Genomic DNA, 13,857 nt, shown 5'->3' with positions numbered 1-13,857 from the left:
TAAACTTAGTTAATCCCCTGCAATCAAGAAACCTGAACTTCAATAACTAAGCGAATAAGAGTGCTTATCTGAACTAATACGGCTATTTACTCTTATTCGCTTAATTCATACTGTGATTTGGCTTGGTGGGTTACTTAGCGACACCTTGAAGCATTTCAACCAATTCGCCTTCTGTCGCTGGTTCGCTAGCGAGTTCAATCACAGCCGAAGCTCCTCCCTTTAACATGTAGGCTTGGGTTCCGCAGTGGTCATAGTGGAACCATTTACCATCTACACATACGTCGGTATAACATCTTGGGTCTTGTTTAAGTTCCATATCAATTTCCTTATTAACATTTGCCTAACGTTTTTCAGACTAGTTGATCACAAATCTAGGTAAATTGATCTAAATCAATCTAGAGTGTAATTGATGATTTAATTATCAAAATAAGAGAGGTGTGTCTAGCGAAGGAGCGACCTCTCGTTGGGCACTGCGCTCAAAGGTCGTGATTCTGGTTGGCGACTCTCGCTCTTTTGCTTGCCAGGTGATGCTTTTCTACATACGCTAGCTACTCTCTTAATCCCTATACAGACTTGATTGTGTTGGAAAATGACTAATATCTTTATCGTTGTAATTGTTCTGGTTGTGTTCTTTTACTTTATTCAAAAGTATGTGGTGAAACACGATGACACCAAAGACCACGCTTATCAGAAGAAAGGCGCGTTGATGTCGGCGCAACAGGCGACATTCTATAATGCGCTAAAATCAGCTGTGGGCAACCATGGGGAAGTGTTTGCTAAAGTCAGCATGTCGAACGTACTTGTTCCTGCTAAGACGAACAATAAGAAGAATTGGTTTATCGCCAACAACAAGATCTCACGTAGTTACTTCGACTTTGTTGTTTGCGACCCGCGAACGCTAGAGCCCCGCGTTATTATCGAACTTGATAACGGCAAAGAGCTCAATAAAGGGAAAGTCGATCGCGAAAAGCTACTAATTCACGTGTGTAAATCGGCAGGTTTACCTCTGATTGGTGCATCTATTAAACACAGCTACCAAGTGAGCCGTTTGAAGAGGTTACTGGCAGCACACATCGATTTAATCGAGCCATCAAAAGAAGTGCGATTTTGTAAGAAGTGTGGTAGCCCAATGATCATCAAACTGGCAAGCCAAGGCGATTACAAAGGCCGACGCTTCTTCACTTGTAGCCGCCAGCCAAACTGCACCTATACCGAAAACTACAACGTTGTATTCGATGTTGAAGAATAGTTGGTATCGATAGTAATGCATCCGGTTGGACTCCATTCAATCGCTTAGATACGAATAAGTTATACAAACTAAAAAGCCGAGCATTGATTATGCTCGGCTTTACTAATATTAAGTGGATTGGTTTAGACTAAAACGCGTAACGCATACCGAGCTGTAGCTCATCTTCGTCGTTATCGCCTTGCCCACCTTCGCCCTCGTCTAACATGTTAAACTTATAACTACCAAAGAAGGCCACATCGCCAATATAACGTGCGTATTCTAGACCGATAAAGTTAATGTCGTAATCTGCAATATCGTCAGCTTCAAAGTAGCTGTAGGTCAGGTTGACGGTGTTGGCACCAAACGAGTATCCCAAGTAAGCATCGGCAGAATCGTAGTCTGAATCTTTTACGCCTAGACCTGAAATACTACCAAATTGATAGAGTGCGGCGAACCAAACCCCCTGATCGTTGGTGTACTTAACCGCACCAATATAGGCATCAGAAGTTTCTGTATCTGTCCCAGCGCCATAGGTTTCATCACTTGACGCATAACCGACGCCAATATCTAACCCAATCGAAGTGCTGCCGGCGACAACTGCACCGAAGCCGTCACTTTGTGCTGATTCACTATCTGAATTGAAATTGCCATCAATTTGAAAGGTGATGTTGTCGCTTGTCAGTTCATAACGTAAAACATTTTTTGCTCGATCAGCAGTCGACACCGTGTATTCATTGATATAGCCGCTGAAGGTTTCAGCCATATCCGTCCAATCGGTTAAGTAGGTAACGGCATTATTTTGGTGGCCATAATAGACGTTACCGTGATTGGTTTGAACACCCGTATATAAGAATCGAGTGTTAATGCCGATATCATCTGATGCGCCATCTTCAGACTCTGTTAGTTCGAATTCATATTTCCCAAAAAAGGAAACATCGTCCGACGCTTTTTGTGTGCCATCGACACTTAAGCGGACACGTGATCTATCACTATAGGTGCTACTATTACCAGCACTTTTATTCGCATCAGAGAAATTCCCTCGAACTTCTGCGCGGCCGCCGATATTGAATACTGTTTCATCTGTCTCATAAATGGTCGCCGCCGATACGGCAGATGTCGATAGTATGCTCACCACTGCAATGGCGATATGTGATTTTTTCATAATTTATTCCCTATTTTTCACACTTGTATTTATCGCAAACCATAAATTCACGTATAGCATTGAATTTAGATTATTGATTTCTACAGGTTATGAATATAGGCGCGCTTTACCATTATGCAAATTTCATTATGTATTACTGTGCTGTATGTATTCAAAATAGCTATGATGTGTGGGGTTGGGTTTTGAATTGCTTATAGATTGTTGCTCTTGAGGGAGATTAATTGTAGCTGATGTTTTTCGACTATAGAGTGCTATCGTATTTATGTATGTTGGTAATAACCCGGCCACTTTATATGAAAAATCCGAATTTAGTCATTGCGGCCTAGTAATTCGATGACGACGATTACAAAATCGTGGTGATTTTTATGAATGATGTATTTCAGTGAGTTACAAAGCCTCTGCGTGCCTTTCACTTATAATGATCAAAATACTACGGTAACCCAATGGGCAAGCAAAATTTTTGACACTAAATATAGGCATTGATCTATACCTGTATGGTTACTGTAAAGGCCAAGAAAAACGGTATAGACAACAAAAATCCCAAATTGAACACATTAGGTTAGTTAATTGGTTGTCATCAAGGATTAGAATTTTTTCTAACTAAACTTTGTTTTTCAGCGGTTTGACGATAATCTGGGTGTAAAATCGACATGTTGTTATGTCTTTGATTGCAAAGTGAGCAAACGAATCGCAAGATGCCAGTTAATACTTGCACCATCTGTTTATCATGGATATCATCGTTGGCGTTTTAAGGGAATGCGTCCGTAGCTCAGTTGGTTAGAGTACCGCCTTGACATGGCGGGGGTCGGTGATTCGAGTTCACTCGGACGCACCATTCCTTATTTGTTTTTATTGCATAACTATTGAGTTTGTCACAATGGTAGTAATAAGAAATTAGAACATCGCCCGCTTAGCTCAGTTGGTTAGAGTACTTGCATGACATGCAAGGTGTCACTGGTTCGAGTCCAGTAGCGGGCACCAAATTCGTTCTTTCTGAACAAGCAAAAAGCCCACCTAGCGTGGGCTTTTTTGTGTCTGCGTTTCTGGAAAGTACCTTAAATAGCATCATTCTTGTCTGCCTCCCCGTTGAATAATTATTGGATGAGCTAAGTGACTCATATCTCTCAAACTCGATTTGTGACCACGTGGTGACCATGCTGTGACAACCTTCTAAGCATCTACAGTTTGGAGTAACAGAACATTTAAGAAATAGTCATCAGCACATTTTTAAAAAGAATGCTCTCGTTAATCTGAGTCTGGTGCGGTTTGAAGGGTCCAGCACTACGGTTAATGCAAAACTACTATAGAACTTAGGCTCAAGTTATCAACGTTAACTTTGTGCGGCCAGTGAAGTGGGTGTGCAACAAATTATAGTGTTCTTGTTAACGGGTGATGGCTGATGAGTTATTTCAAGGTGAACTAGGCGCCAGTTGTAGGTGAGGGTAGATTCAAGCAGAGTATAGAAATGTTCAAAAATGGGAAATAGAAAAGAGCCAAATAAACATGGGTTCATTTGGCTCTTTTTTGAGTAGCTCTCATTAATGCAATTGCTTCAAAGAAAAACTGATCCGTGATTGCATTGCAATCAACAGCCAACTGGCATCTCGATTATTTGGCTTGTCTTTACATAGATGTAGTGCTTTTAGTACACCGCGCGTGACTGAATCAATAAAGACATGTTCATGATGGAATTTATCTGGCCACAGTTCAGTACGTTGCTTGATAAGTTCGTAAATTTCATCGTATAGCCAATCAATATCTTGATGAGAGATTTTCTGAAAACGCTGAGCCTGAAGAATGTCACAGCACAAACTGGTGCAGTGAATAGCTAGAGGTGAATAAGCCATTTACTTTCCTCCATTTAAATTAGCATCTAATAACTTTTCAAAAGCACTGCCGTCTTGCCTGGTTAGGTTTGGTATATATCGGCTGTAAACTGTGAACAGCATTTTTGTAGTGGTATGGCCCATTTGGCGAGCTATCCACTCAGGTGCTTCTCCGGCTGCTAACCATAATGTTGCAGCCGTATGTCGAGTCTCATAAGGGCGGCGATATTCCATTCCCAAGTTTTTAAGTGTCGGCTTCCAGATTCGGTCTCTGACGTTACCTTTATCTAAAGGGTTTCCAGCTGCATTGCAGAACACATACTCCTTAGTACCAGTCACTTTGTATTGGGATTTTATAGCTTTAAGTACAACAGATGACATTTGAATGTCTCTTGTTGAACCCACCGTTTTCGTTGTGTCTGAACGGCCGTGTACAAACGTTTCTCGAACTGAAATTAAACCACGCTCAAAATCTACGTACTTCCATTTCAGACCATCGATCTCTGAGGTGCGCATTCCGGTGAAGAAACGAACGGTGAAGTAATCTTTAAAATTGGAACGTACCGATGATAAAAACAAGTTCACTTCGTTAAAATCAAACGGGTTTACATTAGTGCGTTCAACACGTAGTGGTTTGATGTTTTCAAACGTCGAACGAAAATCATAGCGATCTCCGGCTTCGCTCAAAATCATGCGCAGTGGTGTCATGACATGATTAATGAACTCGGCAGATAATTTTTTGCCGTTGTTACGCGGTTTCACTAAAGAAGCACGGTACTTTAAGATGTCAGGTCGAGAGATCTTCGCGACGTCTAAATGCCCGAAGTGAGGTACAAGGTACGACCATAAGTAGATCTTCATACTGTCCTTATAGCTTTCTTTCCAACGCACTTCGTTTTCGTCGTACCACTCCTGTGCGAAGCTTTCGAACAAGACAGTTTCAATTCCTTGTACTGCCGTTTTGTAATTACCAAGTAATTCCTGTTTGCGTTTTTGAGCTTGGATGTCTTGTTTCAAAAATGTTTGAGCTTTCTTAGACTCAGGGAAGTACTCACTATATACAAAACAACTCAGGCGAATGTCCGCTTCAATTTGATTTAGCAGTTTCTGTAGCTTGCGTTGGTTTACTTGAGTTGCAGGCAGTGCAGTTTGCTCACGGCAACGCATACCTTCATATCGGAAGTCGAGATAGAGCTTACCGCTACGTGAATTGATACTACCCATGACACACCCTCCCGCCAGCCATTGGAATATACTGAAGGTTACGTGATGCAGATTGGTATAATTCTGCCTCTACCTCTTCCCAAATGTAGAGAATTTTTCTACCATTGAATGGTCGAATGTAGTGTTTACCTTCGATGAAAATTGAATCTCGCAGAGTCGAATTGATATAGTTGGCGCTAAATTTGATACGACCTGCAAGCTCTTTTGCTGTAAGTAATAATTGGTCCATTTGACCTCCATTGTTTGTGTTTTATCAAGACACATTATTATATCTTTTAGGAATTGATGTGTGATTAGATATAACTTAAAGGAACTTATAGATAAAAAATCAGCGGAAGAGGGACGGAAGATCTCTGGAGCTCAAATTGCTGCCGAAATAGGTATTCAGCGTTCGGCCATGGCGAAAATGATCCGAGATGAAGGGTACACTACAACCACAAAAACTCTTGATGCCTTGTGTCAGTACTTTGATTGTGATGTGTCAGAGGTTATTTGGTATCAGAAAAGGAATATTAGCTAAAAACTTATCGAGTGAAATGTAGGGTGTTTTTAGTCGTCACTTTACAATAGGTGTAGGCTGCTGTTTTAAAGCATTCAGCAAGGAGCGTTTATTCATGGATCTTTACACCATAAATACAGTCAGCCCTAGTTTCGAGTAGACAGATAATGTTCCATCTAGAACATCACCAATCTTATCGGGTTGTCTCGAACGAACCTTGATTTATCTAGGTAGACTTTCGTCAAAGTGAGCAGTCAATTGATAGGCTTCTGGTTGTTCTTTTAGCAACTTTTGGTCTTGTATGACGCCCATACGTCGCAAGTAATAACTGACTAAAGCTCCACGAGTTACTATTTCCATCTTCTTGTTTTTCATAGCGTAGTCGTCAGCAACAACAACTTGTTGTTGCTCAGACAAGTAAGGATTAGGTGTAATCGTTAACTTAACTTGATGGTTCCAGTTGTCATCATGTTCTCGCATTTTTGGTGACTTATCCATTAAGTCAGGTTCGTTCCTAAAGCGACTTAACACGAAATCTCGAAATTCATTTTTCTCTTCACAATATGCTCTTACATGCCACCTGATCCCATCATAGACTAAGCTGTGAGGCGCAATAATTCGACCTCGAACCTCAGGTGTAGAGAGCGATACATAGTCAATATCGACGCGAAGGTTAGCCCTTGCTGCCGCAATTAATCCTCGAACAATGCTTGGTGATATAGCCCTTTCAGGAACGTTCAATACGGTCGATTGAGCTTCCCCCCAATTAAAGAACTCGAAGGTCTCTTCTTGGTTATATTGCTGATGAAGTATAAGTAGATACTCATGAGCAGTGCCTTGAGTAAATAAAGGCTTAAAGTTGTCTGCTGGCCTATAGCCTTTAATTGTTCTATCCAGTATCAATTGACCTTGGTCAGTTAAGCTAATGTACTTGTTGATATCCCTAGAAGCTTGTTGTCTCCCTATGTGAAAAGCATCACATAGGTGATTTGTCGTCAGTCGACCCTCCCAAAGAGCAATGATCTCAATTAGTCGAAATCGTACTTGTTGGTCCCATTTGATATCTGCTTGACTCATGTTCGTGCTCATAAATGTTACATGTTGATGTATACAGTATATACATGTAGTGAAAAAGTACATATATTTATTGTGGATATTGGCGAGGGCAAGAAAAGTCAGGAATCTTTACTGTGAGAGAGTCGATGGTATTGAAAGCTGTAACCTGATTTAGTGGCCACAAATTCAAACTGGTTGATTTTCAGTCAAGAAAAACAACATAACTCGAGATAGATACGATGATGTATGCCGGATTGACCAAAGTTATCGCAATAAATTCTTATCAGAAAAACAAGATGTTTTCTGAGTATTCTTTTGACGCTCCCACTCAGATCACTGGCGGTAACGGAGAAGGCAAAACATCACTTTTAAGGCTCATTCCGTTCTTTTATGGAGCGACTGGCACGCAGATCGTCAGGAAATCGAATGTCAATAAGCCCTTTGCCGAATGGTATTTACCACACAACAACAGTTATATTGTTTTCGAGTACATTACTGCTCGTGGTCAAGTTGCTCATGTCATTTGTTATCGAAACCTTAGTACTAAAGGTGGCATTGTTTACCTTTTCGTTAAAGGTCAGTTTGAGCAGTCAGTGATCATTAAACAAGACAGCGAAGATAAGCCTTACGCTATCGGCTGTACAAAGCTGGCCGCGGAGCTGAACGCTAACGGCTTAGAATACGAGTCGCGTATTACTAGCGTCAAAGAGTACCGCGAAATTATCCAAAATATTAATGCAGGGAATTTGAGCAATCAGTTCCTGAGCTACTCTTTGTGCTCTGGTCGTCATGATGTCCGTCACATTGAAAAAATCACAGCGGCGTTGATTCAAGGTGAATTCAATATGGCCGACACAAAGGCGCTTTTCCTGGATATCCTCGAGCAAGGAAATAGCACATTAGAGTTTGGTGTGGATGCAAACAGAATTGAACAATGGTGTGATGACTACAACGGCCTAACAGCGTTCCTAGCCAAAAAAGAAGCGTTCATTGAAGCTATTGCGAACAATAAGCAGATTGCCTATCTAACCACTCAGCTCGCCAATGCCTTAACAATCATTCGTGAAGCCTCTGAAAGCCTTGATGAATCTCTTAAGAAAACCGAAATCGAGCGCTCAGATTTTCTTGAAAACAGTGACAAGCAGATTGGCGAAATTAATCAAGATAAGCTTGATAAAGAGGTTCAAAAGAGCGCTCTTCAACGCTCTATCACAAGTATTAACTCTGAGATCGAAGTACATCACAGCAAGCTTATAACATACGAAAATAGTGGTTATCCAGAACTGTCCGTTAAGCTAAAGCAATTGCCAGAAATGGAAGACAGGGTGGCACAACAAAGACAAAGTTACGCCGATCTTGAAACTAAGGTAAATGATGCGAAAGCAAAGTATGAGAAAGACAAACAAAACCTTGTTAGTAAGTTCAATAAAGAAAAGTCTGACCTAACAGAGCAAAAACTTGATGCCGAGAAAGAGTGCAAGGTTAAAAAAGACAAGATAGACGATGTATATCAGCCACAGTTAAAGGAACTGACCCAAACCCATACGATTTTTACAGCGGATAAATCTCAGGCTCTTATGGAGCATAGGGCTGAACTCGCTACTCAAAAGCAGCGACTAAAGAACCCAGATATTGATGAGTTTCTCATTGAGCAGAGAGAGCAGTTGGAGTCTGAGAAGGACAGATTACAAGAACAAGTAGACACGTTAAAACACACGACAACTTTGAGTGAGAAGGAAGGAGTCAACTTACAAACTAAACGTGAAAAGCTACTCGAAAGATTAGAGGCCACTCGTCGAAATATGCGCGATGCCGAAACCAGGCTAAAAGTAGTCAGTAACCGATTAGACCCAGATTCAGGAACCTTGTTCTCGTTCCTGGAGGCTAATCGACAGGGGTGGCAAAGCTCTCCACTTGGTCGTGTTCTCACCGATGAGCTTTTGATGGACACGACACTCACACCATCAATGACTGAAGATTCGGGTTCGATGTATGATTTATATATCGATACGAGCAACCTAGCCGATTGTAGTGTCACTAACAAAGCTGATGTGGAAGAGCAGGCTCACTTGATGGACCGTATCGTTGAGCTTGAAGACGCAGAGGCTGATTTCAATAAGCAAATTTTGAAAAATGATTTTGCTGTTAAGCAGTCAACGCTTGAGTTATCACGATTACGCAATGAACTGCGAAACGCTGAGGGTGACCTATCACAAACTAAGGTTAACCTTAAAAACAAGAAAATAGAGATTGCCCGTGCAAAAGAGGGCTTAGTCGAAAAAATTAATATAAACATCAAATCGATTGAGAAAGCTATAGCCCTGATTGATAGGGAAATCTCAGTAACGCTTGAACGTTTTGAAGAAGCAAAATTAGAGCTAAACAACGACAGGCTTACTCAAATTAGCAATGTTGAATCATCACTTGATCTCACGATCGGAGCTATAGATGAACTACTGGAAAAAAGTACTCTGACGTTGGGCGAGAACAAACAGCGCATCAAAATGGAGTATGAACAGCGGTTGAGTGATCAAGGTATTAGCGGTGAAATCTATCAACGCTACAAAGAAGAAATTGAATTGCTTGATAATGAGATCAAAAACTTAAAAGTGAAGTCTCATAAAATCAAAGAATACGAGATATGGCTTGCTGTTTATGAAGTGGATGATCCTAAGAGACGTGACGATCGAAATACTAAGGTCAAAGAACTTGAAACGGTGCATCAAGAGTTTGAATCTTTTGAAACTAAACTGAAAGAGTTGAGAGCCAAAGCTCATCGAACCAAAAAAGAGTTTGATGAGAAGCTCTCTATCTTGAGAAACCACAAACAGCGAGCTGACAGTGCAATCTCTCGCCTAACTAACTATGTGATGTTTGAGGGCGAAGAAGGCAGCCAAGAAGCGCTCGATTATAACGGCGATTTAAATTCACTCTTGAGCTATGTAGAGAGCAAACTCCCGGAGTTAGAGAGGCTTACTAAGCTACGTAAAAAAGATATACAACAGATGGAAACTATCACTCTCAACCTTGGTGACGGGGAGCTGTATCGTTTCTGGAATGAAAGCAGCCGAAACGCCATTACAGAGGATATTGTTGCTAGTGACTCTAAGCGAATAGATATTCTAGAAATCATCATGAATGACATTATTCCTCAGGTGACCAGCATAACAATTGAAAGCGCGGTCAACATGGGGCGCATGCTCGTTGACTTCAAGCATCGGCTACTCGGCTTCGACCGTGACATTAAGAAACTTGGTCGTAATATCTCTGAACAAGTAAAGCTCAATAACACGTTCTCGGTGGTTGGTTCTATTGACATTAACGTTGAAAGTTCACTTTCCAAACTACAAGGTTGGCAAGATATTATTAACTTCTCTGAGATTTACGAAGAGTGGGATAAAACGGGATCTGCTGAGCTACCAACCAAAGAGTTTTTCAACGCTTTAAGCACACTGACATACCATATTAGTGCCGAGAAAGTTAAAAAGCCTACTGAGCTGTTTGACATCAAATTTGAAGTCATCGAGAACAACCAGCGTAAAACGGCCAAAACAGATAAAGATATGCGTGATTTGGCCAGTAATGGTACGAACTTGCTCATTCAATCCATGTTGTATTTAGCACTTCTGACACAACAACGTGGAGCAAGTCGACTATCAATAACTTACCCAACCGATGAGATTGGTAAGCTGACGGCAGAAAACCAAGCCAAACTGCTCAAAATGATGGGGGCACATAACTTCAATGTTATCGCGGCTCAACCCGATGGCAATAATCGTACGGCCAACTTATTTAAGTATCTGTATCACTTAACGCCTTACAAGAACATTTTCAACAAACCTAAAGTAAGCAAACTTGCGTTAGCTAAAGCCGCTGAAACTAGCACAGGAGTAGAAGCATGAAGCCAGTATCACAAGTCTTAGAATCTCTACTTAGTGGTAGCTTTATCTGCCCAGCAACGGATCGTGAAGCTTACAAGACGCTTAAAGAGGATCGTACACGCCGAGAAATCAATCAAGCGTTGACTCTTATGGGGCGCGAGCTCCAATGTACGAGCAGAACCAGCGCCTATTATGTTACCTATAAAAGTATCGACGACCACAATCGTCGTCAGGTGACCGCGTTGATGAGTAATGTACACGGTATCATTCGACCTGTGGTTAAGTTCGTAGCGACAGTCAGTGAGGCTGCTCAAGTTGAAGCAGTGATGGTTGGTGGTGATGAGTTAAATGTGCCTATGCTGAGTGCGCAAATCCAATCGTCTCCTAGCTTGATGGAGAAACTCGATAGTATTTATCGACTTCCAAAAGTGAGTCGAAAAAAAGTGCGTGACAGTGCAGCGGATAAACTCAATGTAGTTGTCGAATTTCTGGTTAAAGAAGGGGTGGCTCATTTAGTAAACAAAGAGCGCCAACTCTATGTGATGACGGGAAAATTAGACTTTGTCTACGAGGTGCTCGATTTCATCGATACGCATGAAAAGATCGTTGAGACAGTTAACAAAGCAAACGAGAACCAAGGGGAGTTCGACTTTTGATGAGCCCTCAAAACAATGGGAAACATGGTGGTGTTAACCACATGCTTCGCTTAATCAGCCAAGCAAAGGACACACTAACGCATGTTTTTGAAAATGGCACGATACGTGAAACTCATGAAAACGCCAATGACCTACGTAAATTAAAAGAAGCCCGTGTTGTTATCGTGACAAGCCGCGGCTACCGCGTGCACCCTAAGATGGAAGCATTGATGAACTACTTCCTTGAAACGGAAGCGAGTTCATTTCTTGGGACTCAACATGCTGAGCGCATTCCAGAAATTCAGAGCTTAGCGCAAGAATACCTGGAAGCTAAATTAAATGGCAAAAGAGAACAAGAGGCGGATAGGTTTAATAGCCTTGAAGGTGTCGTTTATGAAATCACAATGGACTTGCAAGAGTCTTGTCGTCGTCTAAGAAACCGTATCAGTTATGACTTTGGCTATGGCCATACGCTCGCTCAAAAACAAAAAGAGAACCAAGTTGCTATAGAGCAAGCTGAAAAGCTTGTTAGTGGCATGAAAGCTTTCTCTTTTAAGTTGTTGAGTGAAATGGCTGGAGATAACTCAGAGCTCAACACCTTGTTTTGTGCTGAAATGCACAGTGCGATTCGTAGTTGCCAACAAGAGCTCGGATCTATCCTAATTCAACTCCGAGCTTTGATGCTGAAGTATCGTAACCGCGAACGCGATAAGGACCTGATCAATGCCTTTGATCGGTTTATTGATCAAGAGCCACACTGGACACCAAGTGACGATTTGATTTTGCCTGATGAGGTAGCAAAGCACGATGGTATACCGATGTTTTGGCTTTCAGAGCCGTTACAATTTGCGCATCACCCAAATCCTGATGATATGGACCAAGAGCCGGAATTGGCTGATATTGTTGAAAAAATTACGGCACAGCCTGCAGAACAAGAAGAGCTTCCGGTTGTTGAAGAAGCTGAGCGACGAGAATTGACTCTTGATGTTGAAATACAAGAGCTGATTGAAGCGGACATTGATTCTCATTGCGATACCTTTTTTGCTGAAGCCTTTATTGGTAAGGGAAAAACCAGCATTTCCGCTTTGGAGTATTACGAGCAAATCAATAGTGACTTACCGGAAGATCTTGACCAGCTCACTTGCGCTAAAGACGTGTGGCTATTTAGCGTGCTTAATTTCCATAGTTCAATGCTTCCCGAAGATAGCAAAGGCTTTACCGTTGAGCCTATCGGGTCTTATACCTATTTAGCAAAAGGTAGCAATATAGGTTACGGCAACCTTCACTTAGAAGATGTGTCTATAGCGAGGAAACTGTGAGTAGAATTATTGATGATATAACGGGTAGTGATTTATATCGGTTAAAGCAACTCTTCTCTCCTGCGAAGGTTAATGAAGGTGCCAGTGTAGCGCTGAGTGGCGTGTTTGATACTTTTCATCGCGACTTTAGTGTTGGGAGCGCCAGAGGAGAACATTTGCAGCTGACGCCTAGAGATATACGTCAAATTAGGAAGGTGATTAAAGATCAATCTGGTTTTGATCTTTTAACTGATCCCATCCCTAATTCTCGAACGGATATGGCTCAGTTCTTTCCTAACGAGAAGTTAAGCTCAAGCCCTGTCAAAGACAAGGTCATTAAAGTTTATGGGATTTTGTCCACGAACATAAATGGTAAATCATATGACTTACAAGAGGGCATGAACATTGAGGTAGCTCTAAGTCATTTGACGAGCATTGAGCACAGCCAAGTTGTGATTGTTGAAAACTATGAAGCATTTTCTAAGTTTAGATTAGTACAAACCGACATAGGATCTAATCCTCTTATTGTTTACCGAGGAGATAAGGACACGGGAGTAATATCAAAAGAAATTGCGTTGGCTTTTCCAGGCGTAGAGCTTATAGCTTGGTTTGATACCGATCCTAAAGGTATCTCTTTAGCTTTATCATCGGGAGCGACTTATATGCTGCTACCTAATTTATCAACAGATACTCTCAAAGAACATGGCCGCTCAGAGCTATTTGCGGACCAATACCAAGACTGGAATCGAGTCTCAAAAATTATCCCCCCTAAGTTAGAGTCCATAATGTCTGAACTGGAAAAAGGGATAACCCAAGAGTCAATCATGGCAAATCAAATAGCCGTAAGGTTACATCAAATTTAGTCACGTAAATGTTGAGCTCCCCTGTAAGTGCGGAGATAGGCACGTTTACCTTGGGGTAATCAATCAAATGTTGTGAAGCTCATGCAGAGTGCCTACAAGACTGTTAAGTGCTGCTAATCTAGCCACTGAATTATTTATAAAGATTAAACGAATTTTGTGGCTTTTTTAAAATGCTCGATCATTTG

At 41.4% G+C, this 13,857-nt stretch carries 12 protein-coding genes and 2 tRNA genes; 8 read left to right on the top strand and 6 right to left on the bottom strand.

From position 1 onward, the window contains the following. Positions 1-130 precede the first annotated feature (130 nt). Entirely contained in the window at positions 131-316 is a 186-nt protein-coding gene (locus AB4507_RS15380; RefSeq protein WP_017059179.1) for a hypothetical protein, read from the bottom strand. Between the two features lie 273 nt (positions 317-589). Here AB4507_RS15380 and AB4507_RS15375 point away from each other — a divergent pair, with 273 nt between their 5' ends. After that, positions 590-1,249: a DUF2726 domain-containing protein gene (locus AB4507_RS15375; RefSeq protein ID WP_017065541.1), complete on the top strand. Its 660-nt coding sequence runs from the start codon at positions 590-592 to the stop codon at positions 1,247-1,249. A 127-nt stretch (positions 1,250-1,376) separates the two neighbouring features. Here AB4507_RS15375 and AB4507_RS15370 read toward each other — a convergent pair whose 3' ends face one another. After that, positions 1,377-2,390 (bottom strand): porin, encoded by a 1,014-nt coding sequence (locus AB4507_RS15370; protein ID WP_102320102.1) that lies wholly within the window; start codon positions 2,388-2,390, stop codon positions 1,377-1,379. Between the two features lie 758 nt (positions 2,391-3,148). Between AB4507_RS15370 and AB4507_RS15365 the strand changes: the two genes are divergently transcribed. Continuing rightward, positions 3,149-3,225 (top strand) — tRNA-Val (locus AB4507_RS15365). A gap of 69 nt (positions 3,226-3,294) precedes the next feature. Further along, positions 3,295-3,371, top strand: a tRNA-Val gene (locus tag AB4507_RS15360). A 557-nt stretch (positions 3,372-3,928) separates the two neighbouring features. Here AB4507_RS15360 and AB4507_RS15355 read toward each other — a convergent pair. Genes AB4507_RS15355 through AB4507_RS15345 form a run of 3 tightly spaced genes read right to left on the bottom strand, consistent with a single transcriptional unit; the run spans position 3,929 to position 5,669 of the window. Further along, positions 3,929-4,237 carry a hypothetical protein gene (locus tag AB4507_RS15355; RefSeq protein WP_102321029.1) on the bottom strand — a complete coding sequence of 103 codons (309 nt, stop codon included), beginning with the start codon at positions 4,235-4,237 and terminating at the stop codon, positions 3,929-3,931. Then, positions 4,238-5,440 (bottom strand): Arm DNA-binding domain-containing protein, encoded by a 1,203-nt coding sequence (locus AB4507_RS15350; RefSeq protein WP_372182914.1) that lies wholly within the window; start codon positions 5,438-5,440, stop codon positions 4,238-4,240. After that, positions 5,433-5,669: a hypothetical protein gene (locus AB4507_RS15345; protein WP_102321027.1), complete on the bottom strand. Its 237-nt coding sequence runs from the start codon at positions 5,667-5,669 to the stop codon at positions 5,433-5,435. The genes AB4507_RS15350 and AB4507_RS15345 overlap by 8 nt, the downstream gene beginning before the upstream one ends. Before the next feature lie 60 nt (positions 5,670-5,729). Here AB4507_RS15345 and AB4507_RS15340 point away from each other — a divergent pair, with 60 nt between their 5' ends. Next, positions 5,730-5,960, top strand: a complete 231-nt coding sequence (locus AB4507_RS15340; protein WP_102393890.1) for a helix-turn-helix transcriptional regulator — start codon at positions 5,730-5,732, stop codon at positions 5,958-5,960. Between the two features lie 201 nt (positions 5,961-6,161). On the opposite strand, the gene AB4507_RS15335 is transcribed toward AB4507_RS15340, so the two are convergent. Further along, the gene (locus tag AB4507_RS15335) at positions 6,162-7,016 is read right to left on the bottom strand and encodes a WYL domain-containing protein (RefSeq protein WP_372182913.1); all 855 of its coding nucleotides are present in this window, start codon (positions 7,014-7,016) and stop codon (positions 6,162-6,164) included. Between the two features lie 218 nt (positions 7,017-7,234). Between AB4507_RS15335 and AB4507_RS15330 the strand changes: the two genes are divergently transcribed. The 4 genes from AB4507_RS15330 to AB4507_RS15315 are packed head-to-tail and all read left to right on the top strand — an operon-like array spanning position 7,235 to position 13,672. Further along, a complete protein-coding gene (locus AB4507_RS15330; protein ID WP_372056569.1) occupies positions 7,235-10,897 on the top strand; it encodes an ATP-binding protein in 3,663 nt (1,220 codons plus the stop codon). Further along, complete coding sequence (locus AB4507_RS15325) at positions 10,894-11,532, top strand: hypothetical protein (protein ID WP_136974917.1); 639 nt, start codon at positions 10,894-10,896, stop codon at positions 11,530-11,532. The genes AB4507_RS15330 and AB4507_RS15325 overlap by 4 nt, the downstream gene beginning before the upstream one ends. Continuing rightward, positions 11,532-12,830, top strand: coding sequence for a hypothetical protein (locus AB4507_RS15320; protein WP_372098037.1), 1,299 nt, complete (start codon positions 11,532-11,534; stop codon positions 12,828-12,830). The genes AB4507_RS15325 and AB4507_RS15320 overlap by 1 nt, the downstream gene beginning before the upstream one ends. Continuing rightward, positions 12,827-13,672, top strand: coding sequence for a hypothetical protein (locus AB4507_RS15315; RefSeq protein ID WP_102321021.1), 846 nt, complete (start codon positions 12,827-12,829; stop codon positions 13,670-13,672). Before AB4507_RS15320 ends, AB4507_RS15315 begins: the two co-directional genes overlap by 4 nt. Positions 13,673-13,857 lie beyond the last annotated feature (185 nt).

The organism is Vibrio sp. 10N.222.54.A3, assembly GCF_041474095.1.
Classification (GTDB): domain Bacteria; phylum Pseudomonadota; class Gammaproteobacteria; order Enterobacterales; family Vibrionaceae; genus Vibrio; species Vibrio crassostreae_C.
This window is presented reverse-complemented; position numbering and strand designations above follow the sequence as displayed.

Bases quoted from the DNA above. Each gene is read 5' to 3' on its own strand.
- AB4507_RS15380 (WP_017059179.1), bottom strand. From the start codon at position 316: ATGGAACTTAAACAAGACCCAAGATGTTATACCGACGTATGTGTAGAT.
- AB4507_RS15375 (WP_017065541.1), top strand. From the start codon at position 590: ATGACTAATATCTTTATCGTTGTAATTGTTCTGGTTGTGTTCTTTTAC.
- AB4507_RS15370 (WP_102320102.1), bottom strand. From the start codon at position 2,390: ATGAAAAAATCACATATCGCCATTGCAGTGGTGAGCATACTATCGACA.
- AB4507_RS15355 (WP_102321029.1), bottom strand. From the start codon at position 4,237: ATGGCTTATTCACCTCTAGCTATTCACTGCACCAGTTTGTGCTGTGAC.
- AB4507_RS15350 (WP_372182914.1), bottom strand. From the start codon at position 5,440: ATGGGTAGTATCAATTCACGTAGCGGTAAGCTCTATCTCGACTTCCGA.
- AB4507_RS15345 (WP_102321027.1), bottom strand. From the start codon at position 5,669: ATGGACCAATTATTACTTACAGCAAAAGAGCTTGCAGGTCGTATCAAA.
- AB4507_RS15335 (WP_372182913.1), bottom strand. From the start codon at position 7,016: ATGAGTCAAGCAGATATCAAATGGGACCAACAAGTACGATTTCGACTA.
- AB4507_RS15330 (WP_372056569.1), top strand. From the start codon at position 7,235: ATGATGTATGCCGGATTGACCAAAGTTATCGCAATAAATTCTTATCAG.
- AB4507_RS15325 (WP_136974917.1), top strand. From the start codon at position 10,894: ATGAAGCCAGTATCACAAGTCTTAGAATCTCTACTTAGTGGTAGCTTT.
- AB4507_RS15320 (WP_372098037.1), top strand. From the start codon at position 11,532: ATGAGCCCTCAAAACAATGGGAAACATGGTGGTGTTAACCACATGCTT.